Source organism: Lysinibacillus sp. OL1 (assembly GCF_004332175.1).
Lineage (GTDB): Bacteria > Bacillota > Bacilli > Bacillales_A > Planococcaceae > Lysinibacillus > Lysinibacillus capsici.
On sequence record NZ_SJDS01000003.1, the window covers coordinates 1 to 24177 of the forward strand.

Annotated in this window: 28 protein-coding genes; 18 read left to right on the forward strand and 10 right to left on the reverse strand. The window is 32.3% G+C overall.

Annotation, left to right across the window (positions count from 1 at the left end):
• Positions 1–106 precede the first annotated feature (106 nt).
• Complete coding sequence (locus EW028_RS07165) at positions 107–706, reverse strand: excalibur calcium-binding domain-containing protein (RefSeq protein WP_131520417.1); 600 nt, start codon at positions 704–706, stop codon at positions 107–109.
• Positions 707–826: 120 nt separating this feature from the next.
• The gene (locus EW028_RS07170) at positions 827–1774 is read right to left on the reverse strand and encodes an SHOCT domain-containing protein (RefSeq protein ID WP_193767335.1); all 948 of its coding nucleotides are present in this window, start codon (positions 1772–1774) and stop codon (positions 827–829) included.
• 437 nt (positions 1775–2211) lie between these two features.
• Between EW028_RS07170 and EW028_RS07175 the strand changes: the two genes are divergently transcribed.
• The 8 genes from EW028_RS07175 to EW028_RS07205 all read left to right on the forward strand — a co-directional run bounded on the left by EW028_RS07175 (position 2212) and on the right by EW028_RS07205 (position 10716).
• The gene (locus EW028_RS07175; protein WP_131520419.1) at positions 2212–3189 is read left to right on the forward strand and encodes a tyrosine-type recombinase/integrase; all 978 of its coding nucleotides are present in this window, start codon (positions 2212–2214) and stop codon (positions 3187–3189) included.
• Between the two features lie 391 nt (positions 3190–3580).
• Positions 3581–4036 (forward strand): hypothetical protein, encoded by a 456-nt coding sequence (locus EW028_RS07180; RefSeq protein WP_131520420.1) that lies wholly within the window; start codon positions 3581–3583, stop codon positions 4034–4036.
• Positions 4023–4835, forward strand: coding sequence for a hypothetical protein (locus EW028_RS07185; RefSeq protein ID WP_131520421.1), 813 nt, complete (start codon positions 4023–4025; stop codon positions 4833–4835). The genes EW028_RS07180 and EW028_RS07185 overlap by 14 nt, the downstream gene beginning before the upstream one ends.
• A gap of 237 nt (positions 4836–5072) precedes the next feature.
• Complete coding sequence (locus EW028_RS07190; protein WP_131520422.1) at positions 5073–5639, forward strand: recombinase family protein; 567 nt, start codon at positions 5073–5075, stop codon at positions 5637–5639.
• Positions 5640–6123: 484 nt separating this feature from the next.
• Positions 6124–6267, forward strand: a complete 144-nt coding sequence (locus EW028_RS25215; RefSeq protein WP_193767336.1) for a hypothetical protein — start codon at positions 6124–6126, stop codon at positions 6265–6267.
• A gap of 77 nt (positions 6268–6344) precedes the next feature.
• Positions 6345–8456, forward strand: a complete 2112-nt coding sequence (locus EW028_RS07195) for a KAP family P-loop NTPase fold protein (protein WP_131520423.1) — start codon at positions 6345–6347, stop codon at positions 8454–8456.
• 52 nt (positions 8457–8508) lie between these two features.
• Complete coding sequence (locus tag EW028_RS07200) at positions 8509–9774, forward strand: FRG domain-containing protein (RefSeq protein WP_131520424.1); 1266 nt, start codon at positions 8509–8511, stop codon at positions 9772–9774.
• Positions 9775–9789: 15 nt separating this feature from the next.
• Positions 9790–10716 (forward strand): hypothetical protein, encoded by a 927-nt coding sequence (locus EW028_RS07205; protein ID WP_131520425.1) that lies wholly within the window; start codon positions 9790–9792, stop codon positions 10714–10716.
• A gap of 367 nt (positions 10717–11083) precedes the next feature.
• Here EW028_RS07205 and EW028_RS07210 read toward each other — a convergent pair whose 3' ends face one another.
• Positions 11084–12178: a site-specific integrase gene (locus tag EW028_RS07210; RefSeq protein WP_131520426.1), complete on the reverse strand. Its 1095-nt coding sequence runs from the start codon at positions 12176–12178 to the stop codon at positions 11084–11086.
• Between the two features lie 369 nt (positions 12179–12547).
• Here EW028_RS07210 and EW028_RS07215 point away from each other — a divergent pair, with 369 nt between their 5' ends.
• Entirely contained in the window at positions 12548–12763 is a 216-nt protein-coding gene (locus tag EW028_RS07215; protein WP_227744894.1) for a phage holin, read from the forward strand.
• A 153-nt stretch (positions 12764–12916) separates the two neighbouring features.
• Positions 12917–13432 (forward strand): M15 family metallopeptidase, encoded by a 516-nt coding sequence (locus EW028_RS07225; RefSeq protein WP_131520429.1) that lies wholly within the window; start codon positions 12917–12919, stop codon positions 13430–13432.
• 46 nt (positions 13433–13478) lie between these two features.
• Here the strand turns inward: EW028_RS07225 and EW028_RS07230 are convergent, their stop codons facing one another.
• The 5 genes from EW028_RS07230 to EW028_RS07250 all read right to left on the reverse strand — a co-directional run bounded on the left by EW028_RS07230 (position 13479) and on the right by EW028_RS07250 (position 15280).
• The gene (locus tag EW028_RS07230) at positions 13479–13895 is read right to left on the reverse strand and encodes a type II toxin-antitoxin system HicB family antitoxin (protein ID WP_131520430.1); all 417 of its coding nucleotides are present in this window, start codon (positions 13893–13895) and stop codon (positions 13479–13481) included.
• A 26-nt stretch (positions 13896–13921) separates the two neighbouring features.
• Positions 13922–14113, reverse strand: coding sequence for a type II toxin-antitoxin system HicA family toxin (locus EW028_RS07235; RefSeq protein WP_131520431.1), 192 nt, complete (start codon positions 14111–14113; stop codon positions 13922–13924).
• A 123-nt stretch (positions 14114–14236) separates the two neighbouring features.
• A complete protein-coding gene (locus tag EW028_RS07240) occupies positions 14237–14809 on the reverse strand; it encodes a hypothetical protein (protein ID WP_131520432.1) in 573 nt (190 codons plus the stop codon).
• Entirely contained in the window at positions 14797–14982 is a 186-nt protein-coding gene (locus EW028_RS07245) for a hypothetical protein (RefSeq protein WP_131520433.1), read from the reverse strand. Before EW028_RS07245 ends, EW028_RS07240 begins: the two co-directional genes overlap by 13 nt.
• A 76-nt stretch (positions 14983–15058) precedes the next feature.
• On the reverse strand, positions 15059–15280 hold the full coding sequence (locus tag EW028_RS07250) for a helix-turn-helix domain-containing protein (protein WP_131520434.1): 222 nt from the start codon (positions 15278–15280) through the stop codon (positions 15059–15061).
• Between the two features lie 187 nt (positions 15281–15467).
• Between EW028_RS07250 and EW028_RS07255 the strand changes: the two genes are divergently transcribed.
• The 3 genes from EW028_RS07255 to EW028_RS25220 all read left to right on the forward strand — a co-directional run bounded on the left by EW028_RS07255 (position 15468) and on the right by EW028_RS25220 (position 18186).
• Complete coding sequence (locus tag EW028_RS07255; RefSeq protein ID WP_131520435.1) at positions 15468–16337, forward strand: helix-turn-helix domain-containing protein; 870 nt, start codon at positions 15468–15470, stop codon at positions 16335–16337.
• A 161-nt stretch (positions 16338–16498) separates the two neighbouring features.
• The gene (locus tag EW028_RS07260; RefSeq protein ID WP_131520436.1) at positions 16499–17305 is read left to right on the forward strand and encodes a hypothetical protein; all 807 of its coding nucleotides are present in this window, start codon (positions 16499–16501) and stop codon (positions 17303–17305) included.
• Between the two features lie 707 nt (positions 17306–18012).
• Positions 18013–18186: a hypothetical protein gene (locus EW028_RS25220; RefSeq protein ID WP_193767337.1), complete on the forward strand. Its 174-nt coding sequence runs from the start codon at positions 18013–18015 to the stop codon at positions 18184–18186.
• A 772-nt stretch (positions 18187–18958) separates the two neighbouring features.
• Here EW028_RS25220 and EW028_RS07265 read toward each other — a convergent pair.
• Positions 18959–19513: a cysteine hydrolase family protein gene (locus EW028_RS07265; protein WP_131520437.1), complete on the reverse strand. Its 555-nt coding sequence runs from the start codon at positions 19511–19513 to the stop codon at positions 18959–18961.
• A 124-nt stretch (positions 19514–19637) separates the two neighbouring features.
• On the opposite strand from EW028_RS07265, the gene EW028_RS07270 reads away from it, so the two are divergent.
• The gene (locus EW028_RS07270) at positions 19638–20081 is read left to right on the forward strand and encodes an Lrp/AsnC family transcriptional regulator (RefSeq protein ID WP_131520438.1); all 444 of its coding nucleotides are present in this window, start codon (positions 19638–19640) and stop codon (positions 20079–20081) included.
• A gap of 70 nt (positions 20082–20151) precedes the next feature.
• On the opposite strand, the gene EW028_RS07275 is transcribed toward EW028_RS07270, so the two are convergent.
• Positions 20152–20502, reverse strand: a complete 351-nt coding sequence (locus tag EW028_RS07275; RefSeq protein WP_131520439.1) for a winged helix-turn-helix transcriptional regulator — start codon at positions 20500–20502, stop codon at positions 20152–20154.
• Positions 20503–20669: 167 nt separating this feature from the next.
• On the opposite strand from EW028_RS07275, the gene EW028_RS25570 reads away from it, so the two are divergent.
• From EW028_RS25570 to EW028_RS07295, 4 genes are all read left to right on the forward strand, one after another.
• On the forward strand, positions 20670–20825 hold the full coding sequence (locus EW028_RS25570) for a hypothetical protein (protein ID WP_227744895.1): 156 nt from the start codon (positions 20670–20672) through the stop codon (positions 20823–20825).
• Between the two features lie 927 nt (positions 20826–21752).
• Positions 21753–22634 (forward strand): SIR2 family NAD-dependent protein deacylase, encoded by an 882-nt coding sequence (locus tag EW028_RS07285; protein WP_131520440.1) that lies wholly within the window; start codon positions 21753–21755, stop codon positions 22632–22634.
• An 84-nt stretch (positions 22635–22718) separates the two neighbouring features.
• Complete coding sequence (locus tag EW028_RS07290; protein ID WP_131520441.1) at positions 22719–23564, forward strand: Sir2 family NAD-dependent protein deacetylase; 846 nt, start codon at positions 22719–22721, stop codon at positions 23562–23564.
• Positions 23565–23580: 16 nt separating this feature from the next.
• Positions 23581–24153: an HD domain-containing protein gene (locus EW028_RS07295; protein ID WP_131520442.1), complete on the forward strand. Its 573-nt coding sequence runs from the start codon at positions 23581–23583 to the stop codon at positions 24151–24153.
• Positions 24154–24177 lie beyond the last annotated feature (24 nt).

Sequence of the window (24177 nt, forward strand, 5' to 3'; positions counted from 1 at the left end):
TTCGCCCCATAAAAAATACTCCCCTTAGATAAACAGATTTTATTTTTTAATCTGTCTACCTAATAGGGAGCATATCAGAATGAGTACCTGGTTTTTTTATTTGAAATTATTTATCACAAGCTAATCCATCACCATCTCTATCGAGTCTTGATGAATAACCAGGTTCACCTCTTCTAATGTTCGAGTAACCTGCTGCTTTAGCTTCTTTGCAATTTCTGAAGTTTAAATTTTGTTGAGGTGTGGCTGTTGTAGTAGTTTGTTGAGCAGCTTCTTGTTTTTGTGCTTCTTCAAGCTTTTTTTGCTCTTCTTGTTGCTTTATCTCTTCTTGTTTCTTCAATTCTTCTTGCTTTTTACGTTCCTTTTCTTGTTCTTCTAGTTTTTGTTGTTCTAATTTCTTTTGATCTTCAATTATCTTTTCACACTCTTTAGTTTTTTGTTCTAATTCCTTTTCTCGTTTGTCCAAATCATTTTCTAACTTAATTAAGATATTTTCTTTTTCGATTAGTTGTCTTTCTTTTCTCAATAATTCTTCCTCTTTAGCACTATTTATTCCACCGAAACATGATGAAAGTAAAGTTATAACTACAAAAAATAATGTAATAATGACACGTATTTGTTTAGTAAAATGACCATACTTCCACATTAAAAATAAACCTAATGGAAAGAAGATGATTAAAAAGAAAATAGTCCAAAACCTACTATGCATTACAATATTCCTCCTAGACAATTATGTATAACATTGGTAAGTATATCATCATAGGTTAATATTTTACATATAAGTAAGTGAAATTCTTGATGAAACAAAAAAGCCACTCATGTGAGTGACTTATATACCTAAAAGCTGTTTCTTCTTTGCATCAAATTCTTCCTGTGTTAAAATACCAGCATCCATTAGTTCTTTCAATTTGATCAATTCATCCGTTGGAATTGACGATGTTGTAGAAGGGGGAGCTGCTTGTGTAGTCTCTTCCTCTTCAGCAACAATTAATAATGAAAGTTTTTCAAGATCCTTCTTATCACACTTAATGACTAAAGGTATTTTTTCTCCGTTTTCACGCTTTAAGAAAAGTGTGGCCACAGATTTATCCTTCCCAGTATTGGCACCCATGGCACCAGCTATAGCCCCAGCATTGCCAAACTTACTGCCGATAACTGTCCAACCTGCTATATCAAGAGCACTCTTTTGAATGTTTTCAACACGTTCCCATCTAACTAACATAAAAGTTTCGGGTTCTTTGTTGTCAATCAGAATATCTACATATCCATGCTTAGTTTGTCTAAGTACGTAACTAAAACCACGATCTTTCAATTGTTCTTTTCCATTTAAGATGTTCATATTTAGCTTGATCGCTTTAGGTTCCTTTTCTTTCTTTTTAGGTATTGTTTTTTCTGGAATGCCAAAGATATTTTCAAGCTCATTCGCGAAAGGTTTTGTTGCATTATCATTAGTTAGTTTGAGTTTAATCTCATTCTTTAAATAGGTGAAATCAACTTCTACAGCAAATATTTTTCTGTTAACGACTAAGTTACTAATTGCATTTACATCATAAGAAACAAACGTTTTTCCTTTTTTATCTTTTTCCAATGTAAGCAATCTTTTAGTAGTCAATAAGAATAAAAAGTACGTTAACTTTTTTGAACCTGTTGTTGCAGATATTATCTGTTCATCATCCTCAATATGAGTTGACAAAATATCTATATCTTCTTCAACAAACGAAATAACTTGTTTACCAGCTGGCTTTAATAAATCTCTAATTTGTTCTTGTATATTCAAGTACATTTCCTCCTTCCTTATAGCTTGTTGGCAATACAATAAAATTGTATCAATACTGGTAGGTGTTGTCAGTATGGATTTTAACTGGTGCCCACGAGGTGCCCAAATAAATATAAAAACAGATAAATAGGAAGAAAGAATAATAGGAACATAGTAGATGGATTGATAAATAGGCTGTAATTGCAAGATTTATATAAATGTATAAAAGCTAGAAAACCTATAACCACAGCCTTCTAAGCCGTCGGTCGGGGGTTCGAATCCCTCCTGGGACGTATCAAAATCAGTCACAAACCATTGTTACTATTGAGTTTGTGAGAAACTAGGGATTCGGTCAGGGCTTCGGTCACTGATCAGAATCCCTTTTGATTACCCTGAGAAATTACGTGAATAGCGTACCGAAATTATCTTCCAATTCAATTGAATGGAGGATTTTTTTTATGACCAAAAAGACGGGATTATTTGATGTGGATTTCTCATTGACAACTAAAGAGCTTACCGCTTCAATCAAAGGGGAGAAGTCAACGACTGCTCGTTACAAGCTTTTTTCAGAAGCGGTGGGAACTATTATAAGCCAAATGGAGGTTAGTGGTTATAGACCACGTACCATTAAGGATTATGATACAGTGCTGAAGAATTTCTCAAAGAGTACAGGAGTTACCTACTTAGAAGAAATTACAGTTGATACTATCTATTCATGGCTAGATTTAATGCAGGTAGTTAATCAAACAAAGCTAACACGCCTAAAGGTTTTGAAATCGTTCTTAGGTAAGTGTTTCACCAATGGTTGGCTGAACTTGAGCTTTTGGCAATCAATCAATGTGAAGGTAGATAAAAAGGTTAAAAAGGGAGCGAAGCCAAATGATATTGCTATCTTAGTGTCGCTAATTGATAAGACTACATTCATTGGTCTAAGAGATGTGACTGCCATTTTAACGATGTACAAGACAGGGATTCGCTTTAACACTTTAGGGCAGTTAAACGAGCGGAATATTGATTGGGGAAACAAAACCCTTGTGCTAGATGGAGCTATATTAAAAAATCATCAGGTGTTGAAGTTACCGATAGATGACCAATTAATGGATTTATATCGAGTACTAATTCAATGTAATGACAAGCTTAGAGAACACTTTGGAAAGAGCAATACCGACCTTTTTATAACCATGGCAACAATATTGAATACCAAGTCAACAAACAATGCTATCTCAAAGCAGATCACAAAGTATGCGAAGCGGTTCAGTTTAGAAAATATCAATGCACATGCCATTAGAAGAGCATATGCGAAGAATTTACATGATAGAGGAGCAAGCATTGCTTTAATCAGTAAGGCTCTTGGTCATTCAGATTTAGCTGTCACAACGCAGTATCTTGATTTAGATGTTGAGGAAGTAGCAAGGGATTTGAGGGAGTATCTATAAATGATGAAAATAGAGAAGGAAGTAGAGGTGAATTATAAAAAATGAAAAAAATTTAATAACATTTTCTTATTCTAGGAAAAAACGGCTTTATAATATCTTCGAAATATGTTCGTTTTATCTATAAAAAACAATAATTTTCTACTTTTTGTTCTTTCTTGTAAAGCCGTCTTTTTTTTTTTTTTTTTTTTTGTTAAAAATGTATTGACAATGCGTTTTATGTATGGATTGATGGGGTTGTGTAGTTCTTCAGATTGGTTTAAGATGTAGAAGTAGTCAACGGGAAACCTTGATATATCAAGGTTTATGAGGTGTTTTCATGAGTTTTAAAAAACAAGTGATAGAAAAGTGATAAAATAAATATATTATTATATTCATATATAAGGAGAAAAGAATGAATTATAAAAGTTTATTACCAGATTTTATGTCACCTGTAATTGAACAAATAATTAAAAGAGGGAATCCAGTGTTAAAAGATTTAACTCCAATATATAGAGCGACAAAGAATAAAGATAAACTGGAACAAAAAGATTTTAAAAGCCAAATAGAAGATGAAAGAGGGGATTCAACGAAGCCTGGTAATTATTCTTGTTCTGTAAATTATGAGGAAAATGGGAGGATAAATTTAGCATCTAAGTTAGATACTATAAGAGGACTTGCAAAGAATAATCCTTATGTAGCAGTAGGATTGATGAAAGTTGGTAGTGGTCTAATTGAAATTGATGATAATAACCATGTTAATTGGTGGATATTTCAAGGTGAAAAAGGTGAAATTCCTAAGTATTTTAAACATTATAAGGATGTAAAAAGTTTTATAGAAGAAAAGGAAGAGAAAAATGAATATAAATAATATTTTTCCAAAAACAAAAAATATCATTGAAACATATGTCTATTATGATAAACCTCTATATTTTTTATATAAATTTAACGACGCCTTATATTTTGTATTTTTTTATATTGAGGAAAATGATTTTGAAAAGTGGGTGTGTATACCTACTTTATCCGAAGAAATTGAAGAGTTAAAAGAAACACGCAAATCATTAATAAATTTTATAAAAGATTCTAGTAAAATTATATTATTAACGATTGATTTTAACCAAAATAATAGAGTAATTAATTTAGAAAATATTCTTTATTCACAATTAGAAGAAGAATTTTTACCTAATAGAGATGCTTATTTAAAAGGAAACAGTTTATTCAATGTAAAATTTGAAACTGACATTGCTAAAGTTGAACAACTAGTTATCAATCATTTAGCTGGTAGCGAATTTGAACATTTTATGAAATATAATGAATTGGTAATCGGACAGTCTAGAATTGTTGCAGATGGTGTTTTAGTTGATGAGAAGGATAATAAAATTTTTATTGAAGTAAAATATTTCAGATTTAGTAAAAATGTGGAATACAGAAGAATAAGTAATCATATTGTCAATTTACATAATACATATCAATTGGATAGAAATCCTCAAAATAAGCTGCTTTATATAATAGTAATTAAAAATGAAGATAAAGAAAATATTAAAACAGTTCAACAAATATTAAGTTTAAACAGTGCATATTTAAAATCAAATGCCTTAAATAGTGAAGTTAGGGTTTACAGTGTATATGATTTAATTGAAGGGAAATCAGAGTATTTAAATTTATATTAAGAGCTATTTAGAAATAAGGTTTCTTTCATTCACTGTGGTGAAGTTTTTATTCTAGGATGGCTAACGGGGGATTAGTCTAATAACAAGAGGTAGCCATCTCACATGAGATGGTCTTTTTTTATTTTTGGAGTTTCATAACTTTTAAGTATTGACACCGATAAGCCGATGCTGTAATGTCAACATATCAAACGGTGTCACAATTAAGTGTCATAAGTAAACGTGGAAAGAGGAACTAAAATGACAGTATATGGGTATGCGAGAGTGTCAACTAAGGGTCAGGAACTAGAGGTACAGATTGAAGCCCTAGAGAAAGAAAATGTTGAACACATTTACAAAGAAAAGTTTACAGGTACTTCAACAGACAGACCACAGCTACAAGAACTTTTAGAGACGTTGCAAGCAGGAGATAAGTTGATAGTAACTAAGCTAGGCCGTTTAGCACGTAACACCAAAGAAGGTATTGACCTAATCGAACAATTATTTAAGAAAGATATTAAAGTCCATGTGCTGAATGTAGGTTTATTAGAGAACACGAGTATGGGGAGATTTTTCCTAACAACATTGCTTGCAGTTGCAGAAATGGAGCGCAATATGATTATTGAACGTACACAGGAAGGTAAAGCAATAGCAAAACAGAATCCTAACTATCGTGAAGGTCGTAAACCTACATACACTAAGACACAGCTTGACCATGCTATGAAGCTGAAAGAAACACATTCATTCTCGCAGGTAGAAGAAATCACAGGTATTAGCATGAGTACGCTGAAACGTGAAGCTAGAAAGAGAAAAGCAAAAGAAATATGAAAATTTTAGGTGTTTTTCAAAAGGTGACATTCATGTATATTCAGACGAAAAGCTTGATTTATGGGGTGACGAGTAAAATCTATGTTTTATTTTGTTCATGCTACGGAGCAAGAGAGTTACTTGTAGTGCCATACAAGCCCCCTGTGAGATCTTCTGTGGTTGAGATTGACCTAATATCATGTGAGTGAGAGAATGTAATGTGCGACGTGTATAAGACTTTCATGGCATGAGCTTGTAAAGTGTAAAATACCGCCCCTCATTTCCGATATTTTGAAAAATAGTATTAAGAATACTACCCTCTCCCCCCCTACGTCAACACCACGATAAAGCATTTGAAACGATAGCAATCTAGTAAAGTTGACGTACATAGAAATCATTGATGATTAAATCAAGAAAAATGGATAGAGTTGCGATAGGTAACGTTGTTTTAGTGTAACCTTTGATAATTAGGGGGTATAAACTGTATGTTTATATCCTTTTTTTTATGGAAAATGTTATAGTTGATTTACAAATATTTCTTAATGGTAGTGTTGAGGTGCTACAAGATAGAATTGATGAATTGGATAGTGCTGTTGTAAATGTTGTAGGGGAAAGGGGATTCCCTATGATTTTAGTTACAGTTACCTAAGCATTATCGCATTTACCTCTGGTCAGTAAACATATTTAGTATAAATAATAACAAATCGAAATGAGGAAGGTGTAGTAATGCAAGAGTTTACATATTCATCGGATTCGCCAATTGTAGACGCTTCACAAGATATTTTTAATAGATTTCCATTTGCACAGCGTGTAGCAAAAGTAATTTCAAATCGTCAAGATGCTAGTAGTATCGTGATAGGCATATATGGAGCCTGGGGAGAAGGTAAAACTTCTGTATTTAATTTTATTGAAAATGAATTAGACCAAGAAGAGCATGTAGTATGTATTCGATTTAATCCTTGGCGTTTTGCTGATGAAAATACAATGCTTTTAAATTTCTTCAGTGATTTGGTTCGAGCTATAGATAGAGAATTAGAAACAACAGGCGAGAAGTTAGGAGAGGCAATAAATACATATGTTAAACCACTAGCTCAATTTTTTGGGAGAGGCGAAAGTGTAGATGCTGTAAGTAGTATGTTAAGCTCAGCTGATATTGACGAAATAAAAAGCAGGGTCGAAAAAATCCTAGAAGAAGAGAAAAAGAGAGTAGTTATTTTTATAGATGACATAGATAGGTTAGAGAAGAGTGAAATTCATGCGATATTTAGAATGGTCAAATTGACCGCAGACTTCAAATATACAGCATACGTTTTAGCTTTCGACAAAGAAATGGTATCTGCTTCATTACAAGAACGATATGGTACAGCTAATTCACAGGCTGGTAGATTATTTCTAGAAAAAATTATTCAAGTACCTCTTCAGTTACCAGCAATTGAATCAGCAGACTTGAGAACTTTTTGTTTTAGCGCTATAGATGAGGCATTAAAAGTAGGAGAAATAACTCTTTCTGAAAATGATGTACAACAATTTGTTAATCAGTTCCATGTTTTTGAAGCTCAAATGAAGACACCGAGACAAGCAATGTTATACAGCAATATCATTATGTTCTCTTTACCAATTCTAAAAGGTGAAGTGAACATGGTTGACTTAATGCTAATAGAAGCGTTGAGAGTATTTACACCAGAAATATATATGTTGATTAGAGAAAATAAAGAAATATTTTTACATCAAATACAAACATACAATGAGCAACAAGAAAAAGATAAAAGAAGAAAGTTAATTGATGACACATTAATATCGTTGAATTTAAATGATGTTGAAGATATAAAAAGAGTTCTTACATACTTGTTCCCTAGATTGGGGAGTATATATTCAAATATTTATTATGGACATGCTGGAAATGCTGAGTGGGAAGCGAATCAAAGGATATGTTCAGATAAATATTTCCAACGATACTTTAGTTATTCTGTTCCTAGAGGAGACTTATCTGACATCAAGATAAATAGCTTTTTGAATAATTTGGAGCATAAAACATTAGAAGAAAGTATTTTTGATTTTGAAGGTCTTATTAATGAGAAAAATGTAGTGAATTTCATTTCTAAAATGAGAAGTAAAGTTAAATCTTTAAGTAATAATGAAATATTGAAGAATTTAGCGATGGTAATAGCGACACATGGGGGTATATATCCAAACCCTCAGCAATTATTTCAATTCAGTAATACATTTGCACAGGCAGCAATGCTTGTAGGTGAGATTGTAATGAAACAAAATACTAAGCAAGAAAAAGTAGAACTAGCGAAGGAGTTAATAAATCAAGCAAAGCCATTACACTTTGCTACAGAGATTTTTAGATGGTTAAGAAGCTCTGAAGGAAAAGAAGGGAATAAACTAGATGAAGATGATTTAAAGGTTCTAGGTAAAGTATTAGTAGATAAAATTACTATTGAGATTAGTAATGATGTTAATGTAATGTTTTCTAATTTTAGAGATGCCTTAAGTTTTTGGAATATGTATTGTGAAAGAAATCAAGCAAAAGAAATTATTGTTTCATTATTACATTCACATCCTGAATATGCTCTAAACCTTATGAAGCAATATTTACCCAATGCGTGGGGAAGTGATGGCTTAAAGGTAGAAGCTAGTTTAGAAAGACATACATATGATGTATTAGTCAGAGATATTGAAGCTGAGGATTTAATCAATGCTATTAATAAGGTGTATATAAACTTACCAGAGGATGAAAAATATCCTGAATTTATTGAATGTACACATGAAGAAAAGATAGCTAGGCAGTTTATTTGGTTACATAACTATGTAAGAAATAATGAAATAGAGTAAAGAGTAGAATAAGATAAATGTTTGATTTTAAAATTAATGAGGAGGATTTAGTTTGCTGAGGTATGGAATTTATTTAGAAAACGAAGAATTAAGAAAATTTAAGAGCATTAGGTGTGAACTTTCCCCTGAAGAGCTAGAAAAGTTAAATAATAGAGAGTTAATACATATATTAAACAGTGATGATATAGCTGCATACGGAATTGCAACAAAATCAGATGACCATGTTAATATTAAAATTTTGTCAGAACCTGATATGCTTATTGGGACAGAAGAAGTTGTGAAAATATCTAACACAATAAATGATTTTGAGCCATATGAAAGTAATTTGACTTGTAATGTTGAAGATTTATTTGATTATATAGCTTTAACTTTAGCTATAGATTCTAATAAATTATATAGAGGACAAGCTGATTTTTCGTGGGGATTATTGCCTAGTGTTTTCCGTTCTACACCTCCACCAGAGAGAGATATATTTTCAGAATTAAAGCAATTAAACCATAAAGACTTTACAAAAGAGGATTTTATAGAAATTGCTGTTAATATGCAACATTACGGTATTCCTACTAGATTATTAGATTGGACAAGTAATTCGCTACATGCTTTATATTTTGCTTGTGTAAGTAAGGAAAACGAAAATAAAGATGGAGCTGTATATATTGTTAATGTAGATTCTATAGTTGAATTAGGGACTGAGGAAGAAAAGCATATTGCAAAATTTTTAGAGTATAAATACCTTAATTCAGATATGCGTAAAAACGATGTATTAACATTTCTTGATTCAATTAATAGAAGCAATGAGCATCATTACTTTTTTAAAACCAAATACTATAATGATAGAATTAGAAGTCAAAAGGGATACTTTTCAATTTATTTTGAGCAGACTGAAGCTGAGATTAATGAATTTAAAAATCAAACTCTAAAAGACTTTGAGAATATTTGTAATGAGCAGCAATTGAATATGAATTATGTAAAGAGCCTTATTGATAAGATAAAATTGTTGAGATTTCCATTATCCGATAAAGCAGCTATTGATTCTAAAGTTTCGGAAATTCTTCGGGAATTTCCTTACAATGAAAATGTGAAAAATACTTTAGAACGGGAAATAACAAAAGTTCTTGAGATATTGAATACAAGAGTAAGTCGTCCACATGATATGAATAAAATATTGAGTAAAGAAAACCATATCAAAGTTTTTATTCCAACAGCAGCAAAGAAAAAATTAATTGAACAATTAGATGATATGGGAATTAATAGTTCTACTATCTATCCGGATATAGAGGGTTTATCTCGATACCTTAAAGAGAAATATATTAATTAGAAGGAGGAACAGGATTTGGAGAGTTTGAGAAAAGAACGAGTGAGGAATTTAACATTTCATATTTTAAAATACATTATAGAAAATTCATCATTTAATGTTAATAAGGAAATAACAAATGAGGATTTAAAAACTAAATTTTATTTTAAACAATCAGATGTTTTAAACTATTCAAGTGAGTTTATTGACAACAATAGGTTTAAAGAAAATGTGAAAAATACTCTAAGTGAATATATAGCTTTGCATCAGCGATATAAAGAGGAAATAGATGAATCACAGGTTGAAGATTTTAAATTAATATATAAGAAACTTGTTGACTATTATGCAAATATAAATAAAACAGAAGATTTACAATTATTGTTAAGCCAAGGTGCAGTTCTTGCTGAAAAAATTCATTGGATTTCTTTGCCTATATTTAAAGAAGTATATATGTCAAATGCAGGAATGTTACCTGAAGATAATTTGGAAGAATATTACCACCATTTTCATACCATTGAAGACCTATACAGAGAAATTACTAATGATGTAAAAAAAGTACATTGGAAGAGTGTACAAGGTGATATTAATTTGAACAAAAAGATGAAAATGAAAATTTATACAAATCGTTGGGGGCATCATGACGTTTATACTGTTAAGAGAACGACTGAAGGGTGGGTATTTAGCTTTAATTCGTATCAAGATATTAAATGCAAAGTGAATGGTGAGAGCTTACATTCTATTACTAATGAAGAAGATACAGGATTTTATGCGATACTAAGACATGATTCGGTTCAATATCCTAAAGATGGCGTTAGACATGCGTTAGAAACTCTTTGGGAAGAAGCAGATTCTACAGAAATGAGTACTGAAGTATTGGAGAAAAAGCTTCATGAAATTGCTGTTTGGATTTCTGAAGTGGAAAAAGCTACACACAAGTACCAACCGTCTTGGTGTGGTTATTATTAACATTTAAAGCTAGTTGACTTTACTTTTAGGATTACTTTACAATTAATATAAGATACTTTCGGTCTTAGAACGTAATTTGACCGAATCCCTAGTACGAATTGAATACGTCTCAAACGCTTGGTGTACCTAGTATAAGTAGTGAAAACTATAGTGGTAAGCTAAGCCGTCGGTCGGGGGTTCGAATCCCTCCTGGGACGTCAATAGCAAATCAAAGGTTAATTTTTAACTAAACTGAAAAGCGCTTGAAACCTTACGAACACTGGGTTTTGAGCGTTTTTTGTTTATACTGATATTTTTAAGAATCGCATTGAATCACATATAAAAAATAATTTAGGTAAACAAAATGTAAACATGGTGAACAAAGAAATTAAGATGAATAAACATTAATCGCTATTTCTTCATCTCGTTCTTCCATTTCTTTTAATACGTGCGAATAGTGATCAAGGGTAGTTTGAATATCTGAATGTCCTAATCGTTTAGAAACAGAATGAATATTAGATCCTTTATAGATTAAGACACTCGCATGTGTGTGTCGTAAACCATGAATGGAGATATGTTTGATTTCTAATGCATCTAGGGTTTTTCTTAATAATTTATTTGCACCTTCATTTGTTACTGTTTTAATGGACGATTGTCTATAGAAAACCAAGTTGTTTTCATTTTCAGGTACTGCCAAATTTAGCTTCTTAAATTCATTCATAACTTTCTTATCAATAGATATTTTTCTCTCCGATTGTTCATTTTTTAATTGTCCGAATCCAGTTCCTCTTTTATAGTCCCATGCTCGGTAAACTTTTATTTGATTTAGCTTAAAGTCGAAACAATCTGTAGTTAGTCCTGTTAACTCGCCAAACCTTAATCCTGATACAAGGCCCAATAAAATTAAATGGTATGTGCTTGTGGAAGGCGAAAGGCGATTAAATAATTCTTTGTATAATTTGACACTATCATTGTAGTTCAAATGTTTATCTTCACTCTTTTTAGCATTATTAGAAGCGTTTAATTCCACTTTGCGAGTTAAGTCTATTGTTATATATCCTTCCTCAATTGCGTCCCTTACACAGGCTCTTATATGTGTATAAAGCTTTCTAACAGTCTCTTTTGATTTACCTTTCCCATATTCATTTAAAAACATTTGGTAATCAGCTCGAGTAATTTTTTGAATTGGTTTATCTTTAAAATGTTCCTTTACTCGTTCAACGGAATTTGAATATCGGTTATAGGTATTAATGTGTTTGTTGGATTTATATAGTTCAATCCATTCTTCAAAATAAGAAGCAAATGGTTTTTCTTTAACAATTACTTGATTACCTTTTTTTAATAATAATTCTTTTTCTGCAGCGGCTATTTGAGCTTCTCTTTTAGTAGCAAAACCACTTTTTGAGATAGGTTTTCTTTTGCCATCCACATAGTGATTAATCATATATTGCCATGTGCTGCCACGTTTAGTGATACTAGCCATAATTTATTTTCTCCTCCATGCCTATAAGAAAAGAGCAAGTCTCATAACCTGCTCTATGTATATTAAAATGGTAGATCATCTACAGGAATTTCATTAGAAACTTTCGTACCACTATTCCAATCCTTTAGATAACCATCCCGATAGAAAGTAGATTTGGAACCACATTGAAAACAATATCTAGCATTACCTGGTAGAGTACCGCAAGAACCTCCACTATTATTATCACTTGAACATTCATTTATAAGGTAAGAACAACAAATAGAACAATAATCTCCATTGTAATCAATTTCTTCGTTATCACAGCACGGACAATATCTAGTCGCTCTACTTTTTTCATCAACCTCAATCCCTGGATATAAACAATTTTGGGTGTCATTAATCGCATTACTACTAGTGCTTGCTAATCAAATAGCAGGCATTTTTAATGTCGATATTACGATTTACAATGCTCAAATCACAGCCATTTCAGAGACTGTATTAAGCATTTTAGGATTGCTTGGTATTATTATCGACCCAACTACTGTTGGCACTTCTGACAGCAAGCAGGCGCTTAAATATGACAAGCCAAAGGATGATGCAAAATGACAAGTCTAACTACTACATGTAGAGACATTTCAGAACTATTGCCAGCTGCACAAACTGCCTGTCGTTTGTTATTCCAAGAGTGTTTTAAAGCAGTGATTAAGAACATCTTTATCACTGAAACATATCGCTCACAGGAACGACAGAAGTACCTTTATGCACAAGGCAGAACTCGACCAGGGCAGATTGATTGTTACTTGGACATTAGATAGCAATCACAAGTCAAGATTAGCATGGGATATTGCTGTTGGTCCTCCACAGACTTTATATGATGTAACAACACTAAGTCGAGTCGGTGCTATCGCACGAAAGCTTGATATTACATGGGGCGGAGATTGGACAGCGAATATTGATCGTCCTCATTTTGAAGTTAAACCAACTTGGATTATGCCGAAGGGATACAAAATTGAAGGACAAGTAATTGTTCCAACCAATAGCAAATACCAAGTGCAATTAATTGTGGAAGGCAATACAACGAAACCAATTGTAAAGGATGATGATAAAATGCAATTTACAAATGAAACACTTAAAGCAGCAGTACGTGACTACCTAAAGCAAGCAGTAGACAAAAAGCTTATTGATAAATCACATCTTGAAAAGTTTGACGCTGGCACACTGACAAACGGAGATTTAAAAGGACTAGAAATTATCATTGCACAACGTAGTGCATAATAGCAAAATGCCCAGGTACTCAATTAATTTTGAGCCTGGGCATTTTTTATTGTTCTTTGCTAATGATTCCTAAGCGTTCCTTAATGGCGAACTGAAGTAATTGTGAGAAATTTATATTTTCTTCTTCAGCTGCGTCATTCAACCATTTTGGGATTGTTAAAGTTTTTTTAATCGCCTTGTTCTCAATCTCATCTCTAATATAATCAGTTCGCACTTCTATAATCGAGATAAAAGCTCCTTGCGGAAGATCAATGTGGCTAGGATCCGAAGGGGAAGGAATTGTTTCTCCATCTTCCTCCATTCCATATAAGAAACCTGCTAATACATCCTTCGCCATGTATACAGATTCGTCCATATCAGAACCTTCTGTAATGCATCCTGGTAGGTCAGGGAACGTTATTGTATAACCTTGTTCATCGTCGGTACCTGGATCGAAAATCGCTGGAAAATAATATTTACCCATCTATATAAAACCTCCTTGCAGGAGGACTATTTAAGTCCCGCCTGCTTTAGTATTGAGTTTGTAGTGCCTAGTTTAAGGTCTTTCTTTGGATGTGGAACTGTTACAGTTCCTTTTTTAGTAGGATGGTTAAAGTGGTGATGACTTCCAACTGTCCTATGTAAATACCATCCATCTTTGTTAAGTATCTTGATTATTTCTCTTGATGATATGTTTTTCATCTCCTTTCTATACTCTTATTATAACACGTATTATTTATACGTGCAATATATATAATTTGAATTTATTTTCCTTTTTTACTATTTATTTTCAATAAAAAAGCCACTCGTTTGAGTGGCCTTAAATTATTTATTTACTACATTATTCATTACATCTATATATTTTTGAATATCAAGTTCTTTATTATTCATTCTTATAATAATCGTCCCAACCTGTGCATCTCCAAATTTCTTAGCACTAACTTCTTGTGCTTTTTCAACACTTGGCCATTTATAAATACTAACATCTTCAGAAGTAATTAATTTTGTACATTCAAGTTTAACGCAATTATGACTGTTGTCTCGTGGTTCAATTGCACTTAAACCAGCATCTTGGAATGCTTTTAGAATATCATCCGCTGTGTAATCAACATTTGATTGAGGTAAATCTGCAGCAGTTGTTTCATGTGTTTCTCCAACATTATAGTTGAATTCAAACACACCAAGTTCATCTAATCCAGTGGTAGCCTTACCTTTTTCATCAAGCGCTACTTTTGCTGTTGCAGCATATGTATTTGCAACACTATCTTCTGTTTTTATATTAACCCAGATCGAACTAACATCTTCGTACTTTTCTGCAGCTAGGTTTTTCGTCTCTTCAACCAATGCTTTTAATTCTTTTTCGTCAGTTGATGGAGTAGATAATGTTACTTTCCACATTCCTTTACCGAAATCATCTTCTTCGATTTTGTATTCGGGAACATCGTTATTTGCTTTCTCATCCTGTTGCTTTTCTTCTGTAACAGGTTTTTCCTCTTTAGGGTAGCCTCTTCTTCACCACAAGCAGCAAGTAAAAATGCTGACAATGCTCCAATGTAAAATAATTTCTTCATACATAAAACCTCCCTTGATATTACCATTTTAGGAAATAAAGCAAAGAAAGTATACAAAAAAACAGACAACCTTTATTTAGTTATCTGATTTTGTGAATTGTATTATTTCTGATATATCCTCAATGTTTAGGGCATCAGCTATTTTTTCTAGTGCATTCTTATTTATACGAATTGTCTTGTCATTAACTAATTCACTTATGGTACGAGGGTTTAAACCTGTAATTTCCACAAGCTTCTTTTGGTCCCAACCTCTTTTTTTCAACAGTTCTCCAAGATTTGATTTTAATTCAGCGCCCATTCTTCACCAACTCTCATGTTATTATGTTACTTTTATTATAAACCATAATTTACTTAAAAGAAATTAAATGTTGACATTTTACTTAAACGAAATTATGATTTACTTAATCGAAATTGTTTAAACGCTAATTTATATTTTTTAATATGTCGATTTCTTTTAAGTAAATTCCAAGTGAGGTGAAACACAAATGGCATTCGAATACCTAGCACAATACATAACATTCGATTCAGTAGCAGATATGGATAAGAGTGTGGAGGACCACATGGCGGTACACTATTACGACTTAACAGAGTCAGAACGAGCAATCGTATTTAAACTTGCCTCACACAGCTTAGAACACGCAGGAGTATGCCACTTAAAAGCGAGTACCATTGCATCATCATTGAAAATCAGTACAAAGACAGTTTATCGATCAATGAAGAAATTAGCGGAGTTAGGCATCATCGAAAAAGTACCAAGCACTAAATTAAACGGCATTAAAGGGGCTAGTATTTATCGCATTTTACCTTATGTCTCATCGAGCGTGTCCCAACGAGAGACAGCCGATGAAGCTAGTAATGACGCGGTTTGCCCTCCACAATCTGAAAACCAAGCATCTAAATCTTTTAATCTTTTAAGTTCTAAACAAGCAAATAATATTATGAGTCTTGGCAATGAATTAGCTTTGCAAGCTGAAAAGAAAAAGGAGTACATGAACGAGTACCAAGTGATGCTATTTGATTTTATGCACTCACTGCCTATGAGAGATGAATTGAAAGATCAACTACACAAATGCATATTAGCAACGAATATGAACGATGTACGTGATTTCGTGAACGCTAAGGACGTTTTAGCTAACATTATCCGTGATATTGCGAACGGTACATTAACGGTTGCAAGTACATTAAGAGCAGTATTTGTAGGGGCGTTTAATAAGGCTGTAGAGCATTCTAGTATGAAGCAATATAAATCATCATCTATAGAAGAAACAGCTAAAAGAGAGCGTCCAGTACCTTTTTACAATTGGTTAGAGGAAAGAGATAGTCGTTCAGAAATATTTAGTAAACCTAATTCATAAAACTGGCTGGAATGGTAAAGATAGAAATTATATAAGTAAATTATCGTTAATTGGAAATAAATAATTAGTCTTGATTATTCGATTCTATTAGTTATTTTGGTATTGGAAAATTAACTAAATATAGGTAAACTAATTTATATATTATTTAAGGGGATAAGTATATGGATTTAATATTTAACTTTTTTAATCAAGGGTGGGTCGGTGCTGTTATAGGTATATTAGGTGTATTAATAGCTTTATATACGTATAAAATAGCCAAGATAGGTCCTCGATTAGTATATCAATGGGAGTCTTTTGAGATTATTGGAAAAAACGAGGTTACACCTGACGAAATCGAAATTTTTTTTAAGGGCAAAAAAGTTCCAAGAGTTATAAAAACAACTACTGTTATTTGGAATTCAGGTACTGAAACCATTCATGGTGAAAATATAGTAAAAAATGATTCTTTACAATTAGAATTTGATGATGAAAAAGAGATTATAGGAGCTTCGATTCTATTAAGAACAAAAGAAGTGAATGGTTTTGAGATATCAACTAATGACGAAAAGAAAAATATTTTGAATATGAAGTTTGAGTATCTTGATCGAGGAGATGGCGTTACAATTGAAATTTTACATACTGATGAAAATAGATATCCTAATTTCAAAGGTACTATAAAAGGAATGCCTAATGGTATGAAAAATTGGGGAAATAAATCAAGATTGAATAAGAGAAGTTTAAGAAAGATAAAGCCTATTTTAGATATTTATGTAAATGTATTCCCATGGATAACGTTGGTATTTGGTATATTATTTATTTGTTCTAGCATTATTATTACTTTCTTTTTTTTCAGAGACTATGAAAAAAGTAAATCAGCCAAGTCCCGACATTGCAATAATTATATTTATCTTCATTTCAGGGTTGATCTATACGGGTTTATCATGGTTTCTGTTAAGAGGAAAACTAAAAAGATATCCCAGATCTCTTAATTTAGACAGAAATGAAAACGGTGAGAATAAATAAATTAATTAACAGTTTCGATTAAAAAGACCACTCCAAATGGGTGGTCTAAAATGAAAGGTAAACAAAAGGTAAACATTATGGTTGTAAACTGTTGATATATCAATGTTGTAGTATGTCCTCCTGGGACGTATCAAGGTTCAGATAAAACAAGTTTGAACTAAGTGAAAAGCGCTTCAAATCCTTTTATTTCAAGGGTTTGAGGCGCTTTTTCTTTTTTGAGAATACGTTAGAAAAGGATAGAAAATGAAAAGTTTCTACACATTTTCTACACAAAATAAGGTATTACTAAAACGTTTGGTAACTGTTACAGAACTAAGCCGCAATAAGGTTAATTGCATACAAATTGCCGAGCAGACTTCAAGACAACCGATATTCATTTAATTTTAAGAATGTGCAGTTTCCCGATTTTAAAAGTTTAATTATTAAGTTTGATTAGTCGTTTGAAAAATAAAAAATGTTCTTATAAATGTAATTGAGTTATTCAACAAACGGGCCATATTATTGAATAACATTCTTTTATGAAATGTCCCCAAACGACGCTTTTGGAAGGTTATACTTCCACTAACGGGTGTAGTTGTTGAATAAGGGCTGTGCTTTAATTGGATTAGATTGGAAAAAAGTGTATATTAAAATTAGAACAAAATAAATTTATATGTAGGGAGATGACTACTTTATGAAAAAGAGAATTTCTATAGTATTAACAATGATTGCTATCATTACTTTTGATGTTTTTATTTATTATGGGTCTTTGACCGAGGCTAATAAGAAAACCGACAGTATTGTAATAGATAAAGATGGAGAAGTAGTAGAACCACTTAGTGGTAACAACGATAATATAGGTCATTAATACACATTAATATCGGTAGACATTTTTCTGACGTTCTATTTGTACCAATACTCTCTTAAGCAATCGGGCGTTTTAGTGCAACAAGGACTTATAAGCTATACGAAACAATCATAATAAACGTTCCTAAATGAAAGTTTGGAGAGAGACCGAAATCCAAGAAATACTGTTAAACCAACATTTTTTGGATTTTCCTTTAAATATTGTTTATACAGCTTTTTATGCAAATATATAAACAGGGCTACGATAGTACTTTTCAAGATTATGTAGAATGTATTATCTGAATAAAAATCTGTATATTTGGCGCATTAAAACAAACTGCATTTTTTATCATTCATCATTCATCATTCCTATACTTCAATTACAGGGCCTTTAATTGAAAACCGATATTCAGCAATCGGGCGCGATTGTTGAGCAACTCAATTACAAAATGATCAAACTTTTTTAATAACGAAACTAATATCTTGATAAAGAATCCATATATGAGATGGTAATATTAGTTTTTTAGAAGGAATAATTATAGGTTTATTATATCAAACCCTTTTTTTCAAAATAAATAACTTATTCATTTCAGTTTTTTGAAAGATAAAAATTTTTTAACAGTTTCAAACTTTATTGAACATATTACAGTTGTAGCTATGTAAAAAAATATAGTATGATAGCTCAAAGCAATTAATAATACTGAAGATATTTAGCTAAACTAATATATAAGGGTGTTAATGATTAGGTAATATAAACAAAAAAAGGGAGTTAAATAACTCCCCTTTTTATTTAATTAGTTGTTCTGTTGTAAGAAATTTTCAGTTGTACTTACTGTGCAATACATACTTCCTAGCGCGCTGACAAATGCATTATGCACCTGTTCAGCAGGGACTGTTTTATCTTGGTATGACATGTCTCTTGTCGCACATGCATCTTCTATTAGAGTAGTTTCATAGCCTAGATCCACTGCAGCTCTAACTGTTGCATCAATACACATATGTGTCATCATGCCGATAACTACTACCTTGTTAACTCCTTTTTCTTTTAATTTGCTTTCTAATTCAGTCTTTAAAAAGCTGTTAGGGAAATTTTTCACGATAATTTGTTCGTGCTCTAATGGGCGGACTGTTTCATGTAGTTCAGCACCTTCAGTATTTGGGAGAAAGAAGCCTAACTCTGGGTTGCTTGCAATATGCTGAACATGAAAAATATTGTCCTTGTTATTTTGTCTAAACCAATTAAGAACTTTAGCAGCATTTGTGGCTGCCTTATCAGGATTGCTTAACTCCATTTTTCCATTTGGAAAATAGTCGTTTTGAATATCGACAATGATTAAAGCTGTACTCATATTTATCCACCTCATTAAAAAATTTTTTGGTACAAATATGATGATATATATTATCTTGATTTCTATCGATACTTTGATGAAACACTTTTAGATCGATTTATTTCATGGTGAAAGGAAATTTAATATGGAACTAGATAACATTGATTTTCAAATTCTACGGCTACTATCCGAAAATTCACGGATACAATGGAAAGACCTAGGGAAACAAATTCATATGACAGGACAAGCTGTAGGTAATCGTATTAAAAAACTAGAGGATACTGGTGTGATTAAAGCCTACACGCTCCTAATCGATGAGATGAAGTTAGGCCTTTCTTATACAGCGTTTGTAATTATTTATATGAAAACAGCAAACCATAATTTGTTTATAAATTTTGTTCAGGAACGAAATGAAGTACTTGAAGTTCACCGTGTATCAGGTGAAGGTTGTTATCATTTGAAAATAAAAATAAAATCACAAGATCAATTAAATCTTTTTCTTAATGAACTTCTTCAATATGGAAATTATAGTATGCATTTATCCATACTAGAGATTAAACAACAGAATTCATTAGTTGCAACAAAATAATTTTTAAATTGCATAACTAAAAAAAGGTATAGTACCTCAAATAATGAGGTGCTATACCTTTTTTGTTTCTTTAATTTTCTTGATTCTGCTCTCCCCAGTGGCACATTCCTTGAATTAAAGGCCAGAGTGTTTGTCCCTTTTCAGTGAGACTATATTCGACCTTTGGTGGAATTTGTGGATATTCCTTACGAAAAACTAATCCGTCATTTTGCATTTCTTTTAAAGTAGAACTGAGCGTTTTATAAGTTATTTTACCTAACATTCGCTGAAGTTCATTATAACGCACTGTACCGTTTTTTGATAAATGATAAATAATAAGCAACTTCCATTTACCGCTGATAACGGAAAGTGTGTAGCCAAAAAAAGGTTCTTGGCTGTCAGAAAACCCTTCTTTACTGGTATCTAATTTCGAATCATTCATATTTACACTATCCTTCCAGATAGTATGCGTCTAAAAAGTGCATACTTGTTCATCAATTTATACAAACTATATAATGCATTTATATTAAAGTAAAGAAATGTTTCTAAACATAGTTCCTGGTTTACATGTTAGCGTTTTATTAGAAATTGATAGGAGGAAATAAAAGCATGCTTAATCAACTATATCAAGACTATATAGAAACATTAATTCAGAAAATAGAAGAAGCGGATGCAATAGTGGTCGGTGGTGCTGCGGGTGTGTCTGCTGCTGCCGGGTATAGCTGGTATCAAACGGACGAATCCTTTTTAAATCACTTTGGATAATTTGCAGAAAAATATAGTATTGAAAACATATTTTATGGCTTCTATTACCGTTTTTCAACGAGAGAAGAACGCTGGGCCTATATCGCTACGTTAGTCAAGTATGTATATGATGCTCAAATTGGACATGCTTATCATGATTTATCGCAGTTACTTCAAGATAAAAACTATTTTATCGTTACAACAAATCAAGATGCTCAGTTTTCTAAGGCATTCCCTCACGAGATTGTTTCCCGAATTCAAGGAGATTGGCGTTATTTCCAATGTTCTGTATCTTGCCATGATCAGATATATCCAAATGAAGACCAAATTGAAGAAATGTACGCACACATAGATGGCACAAAAATTCCTACGAATTTGATACCAATATGTCCAAAATGCGGGAAAGATATGGAACCATGGGTTCGATCACGTACGTTCCTTGAAGGAAATAATTTTGATCATGAAATAAGAAAATACCGAGCATTTATTATGAAAAACAAATTTAAATAGATTCTATTTCTAGAGTTAGGCGTAGGTAAAATGACACCAATGTTTATTAAAGAGCCATTTTGGGAGATGACTTATAGTTTGCATAGAGCCTTACAACATTAGTGTTAACCCTATAGATGCCATGATACCTAGATATATAGAGGATAAAGGAATTGTAATTAAAGAAGACATTGCTCGTGTTCTTCAGGATGCTCTAAAAATGAAGGGAAAAGAGTTCTCAGTGGCTCCATATGATATATGGTGAGTAAGTTATTGATGGAATGTCGATCAGTATAGTTAGAGGTTTATGGATAAAATTAATATACTATCATTTAAGATAGTATGTATCTAAAAAGTGCACACTTGTTAAAGAGGATATACCATCTATACTATATCCTGTACCACGATTATATTTTTAAAGGGTGCTTAATAAATGAAAGAAATAAGGGAGAAAATAATATGCAATCACAATATCAAGAAAATATAAATACAATACTGCAAATGATTGAGGAAGCAGAAGCGATTATTGTTGGGGGTGCCGCAGGGATGTCTGCGGCTTCAGGATACAATTGGTATCAGGATGATGAAAACTTTAGAAAATATTTTAATATTTTTGCTCAAAAATATGGGATTGATAGTATATTTGGTGGTTTTTATTATAAATTTCATACAGAAGAAGAACGATGGGCATATCTTGCTACTTTGATTAATTTTGTTGCTGATGTTCCTATTGGTCAGCCTTATAAGGATTTATATGAAATTATAAAAGATAAAAACTATTATATTCTTACTACAAATCAAGATACACAATTTTTACAAGTATTTCCTGAAGAAAAAGTAAGTGCCATTCAGGGTAACTGGACATATATACAATGTAGTGGTCCTTGTCACGATGAAATCTATCCTTATGTAGAACAAGCAAAGGAATTGTGTGCCCATATTGAAGGGACAAGAGTTCCATCTAGTATGGTTCCAAAGTGCCCAGAGTGTGGAGGTCCTATGGAACTGTGGGTGCGTTCCTTTGTATTTTTGGAAGGAACTAAATTTAGAGATGAGCATAAAAAATATCGTGAATTTCTTTTGGAAAATCAAAATAAGAAAGCTCTTTTTTTAGAATTAGGTGTCGGACTAATGACACCAATGTTTATTAAAGAACCATTCTGGAACATGACTTACAGTTGGTCAGATGCATACTACATTACTATTAATCCAAATTCAGATCATAATATACTTCCTCCTGAACTAAAAGATAAGGGACTTGCTGTTCATAAAGATATAGCACAAGTGATGAGAGATGTAATGACTGAGCAGAAAAAAGTAGGAATACAAAGTTCGATATAAATAAAAATAGGAATACGATACATGCTCAGTAGCATGAGAACAAACAAAGATTAAAGTTAGAAACTGATAAGGAAGGTGAATCTTTTGATAGAGAAATATAATAAGATTTTAGAAAAAATAGATGAAGCTGATTGTATTTTAATTGGTGCAAGCAACGGTCTTTCTATTTCGGAGGGGGTTCATATATTTGCCTATAATGAAGCCTTTCAAGAGAATTTTGGAGATTTTCGTGAAAAATTTGGATTTCGAAGTATTATACAAGGATGCTTTTATCCTTTCCCTGCTGAAGAAGACAAATGGGCATACTTTAGCCGAATGTATAACTACTTTTTATACAAACATGAGGCAAGTCCTGTTATGAGTAATCTTTATGAACTTGTAAAAGATAAAAATTATTTTGTAGTTACCTCAAATATAGATAATCATTTTGGCCAAGCCGGTTTTTCAAAGGATCGACTCTTCGAAATAGAAGGAAATTGTCGAAATTTACAATGCTCCATGGGTTGTCATAAGCATATTTACCAAGGGGACATAATTTTAAGCAAAATGGCCCAAAGCCAAGAGAATGGAAAAATCCCTCTAGATTTAATACCTAAGTGTCCAGAGTGTGGGGGGCCGATGCAAGTGCATATAGAGTTCGATCAGAATTTTTTAAGAGGTGAGGCTTGGCAAAAGAATTATCAGGCTTATCAGGGTTTTATTGATAATGCTTACGGAAAAAAATTAGTACTAATAGAATTAGGTGTAGGTGCACGAAATCAATTGATAAAAGCTCCGTTTATGAAGTTAACAGGTCTTGAGGAAAATGCAACCTATATTACTCTTAATAAAGGATCAGAACTTTTTATTCCAGATATCATTGCTTCAAAGTCGATTGGAGTTAACGGCGATATTGCGGACGTGTTACAGCAATTGGTTAATTTGAGATAAAAGGAGAGAATGAGTAATGTTCCTTGAAAATATTCTAAAAAATCCAGTCTGTCACCCAATACAAGACTCTTATGAACGATGGTATACATTTATGGACGAAAGAATAGAGTTTTGGCTTCCGAATAGTGTATGGCATACTAAAACACATTGCGCTCGTGTTCTATTATTGGCACTCCTTATCGGGCATCAGAAAGGCTTAAGTGAGGAAGAAAAAGATGCGTTGGCGATGGCAGCCGTTTTCCATGATTCTCGACGACTAGATGATGGGATTGATAAAGGACATGGTAGTCGTGCGGCAGCGTATTACAAAGACTATTGCCTTAAGTACGATTTACCATATAATGAGCAAACCTATTACATTACTTATTACCATGACCAGGATGATTCGTTGGGTATATCAGAAATGAAGAATTCGTTAAATGAACGGACTGTGCTTCTATATCAGATTTTTAAGGATGCTGATGCACTTGATCGCTTCCGTCTAGGACCAAATGCTTTAGATGTAAATTTTCTTCGAAGAGAAGAAGCACATAGACTTGTTTCATTTGCAAAAGATCTCTTCAATAATAGTGCAAAAAAGAATTCTTAATAACAAATTTATTAAGAGCAAGTC

What these genes read in the sequence shown, in the direction of transcription:
- EW028_RS07165 (WP_131520417.1), bottom strand. Translation starts at nt 706, where the DNA reads ATGCATAGTAGGTTTTGGACTATTTTCTTTTTAATCATCTTCTTTCCA.
- EW028_RS07175 (WP_131520419.1), top strand. Translation starts at nt 2,212, where the DNA reads ATGACCAAAAAGACGGGATTATTTGATGTGGATTTCTCATTGACAACT.
- EW028_RS07180 (WP_131520420.1), top strand. Translation starts at nt 3,581, where the DNA reads ATGAATTATAAAAGTTTATTACCAGATTTTATGTCACCTGTAATTGAA.
- EW028_RS07185 (WP_131520421.1), top strand. Translation starts at nt 4,023, where the DNA reads ATGAATATAAATAATATTTTTCCAAAAACAAAAAATATCATTGAAACA.
- EW028_RS07190 (WP_131520422.1), top strand. Translation starts at nt 5,073, where the DNA reads ATGACAGTATATGGGTATGCGAGAGTGTCAACTAAGGGTCAGGAACTA.
- EW028_RS25215 (WP_193767336.1), top strand. Translation starts at nt 6,124, where the DNA reads ATGGAAAATGTTATAGTTGATTTACAAATATTTCTTAATGGTAGTGTT.
- EW028_RS07195 (WP_131520423.1), top strand. Translation starts at nt 6,345, where the DNA reads ATGCAAGAGTTTACATATTCATCGGATTCGCCAATTGTAGACGCTTCA.
- EW028_RS07210 (WP_131520426.1), bottom strand. Translation starts at nt 12,178, where the DNA reads ATGGCTAGTATCACTAAACGTGGCAGCACATGGCAATATATGATTAAT.
- EW028_RS07225 (WP_131520429.1), top strand. Translation starts at nt 12,917, where the DNA reads ATGCACAAGGCAGAACTCGACCAGGGCAGATTGATTGTTACTTGGACA.
- EW028_RS07230 (WP_131520430.1), bottom strand. Translation starts at nt 13,895, where the DNA reads ATGGGTAAATATTATTTTCCAGCGATTTTCGATCCAGGTACCGACGAT.
- EW028_RS07235 (WP_131520431.1), bottom strand. Translation starts at nt 14,113, where the DNA reads ATGAAAAACATATCATCAAGAGAAATAATCAAGATACTTAACAAAGAT.
- EW028_RS07240 (WP_131520432.1), bottom strand. Translation starts at nt 14,809, where the DNA reads ATGTGGAAAGTAACATTATCTACTCCATCAACTGACGAAAAAGAATTA.
- EW028_RS07245 (WP_131520433.1), bottom strand. Translation starts at nt 14,982, where the DNA reads ATGAAGAAATTATTTTACATTGGAGCATTGTCAGCATTTTTACTTGCT.
- EW028_RS07250 (WP_131520434.1), bottom strand. Translation starts at nt 15,280, where the DNA reads ATGGGCGCTGAATTAAAATCAAATCTTGGAGAACTGTTGAAAAAAAGA.
- EW028_RS07255 (WP_131520435.1), top strand. Translation starts at nt 15,468, where the DNA reads ATGGCATTCGAATACCTAGCACAATACATAACATTCGATTCAGTAGCA.
- EW028_RS07260 (WP_131520436.1), top strand. Translation starts at nt 16,499, where the DNA reads ATGGATTTAATATTTAACTTTTTTAATCAAGGGTGGGTCGGTGCTGTT.
- EW028_RS25220 (WP_193767337.1), top strand. Translation starts at nt 18,013, where the DNA reads ATGAAAAAGAGAATTTCTATAGTATTAACAATGATTGCTATCATTACT.
- EW028_RS07265 (WP_131520437.1), bottom strand. Translation starts at nt 19,513, where the DNA reads ATGAGTACAGCTTTAATCATTGTCGATATTCAAAACGACTATTTTCCA.
- EW028_RS07270 (WP_131520438.1), top strand. Translation starts at nt 19,638, where the DNA reads ATGGAACTAGATAACATTGATTTTCAAATTCTACGGCTACTATCCGAA.
- EW028_RS07275 (WP_131520439.1), bottom strand. Translation starts at nt 20,502, where the DNA reads ATGAATGATTCGAAATTAGATACCAGTAAAGAAGGGTTTTCTGACAGC.
- EW028_RS25570 (WP_227744895.1), top strand. Translation starts at nt 20,670, where the DNA reads ATGCTTAATCAACTATATCAAGACTATATAGAAACATTAATTCAGAAA.
- EW028_RS07285 (WP_131520440.1), top strand. Translation starts at nt 21,753, where the DNA reads ATGCAATCACAATATCAAGAAAATATAAATACAATACTGCAAATGATT.
- EW028_RS07295 (WP_131520442.1), top strand. Translation starts at nt 23,581, where the DNA reads ATGTTCCTTGAAAATATTCTAAAAAATCCAGTCTGTCACCCAATACAA.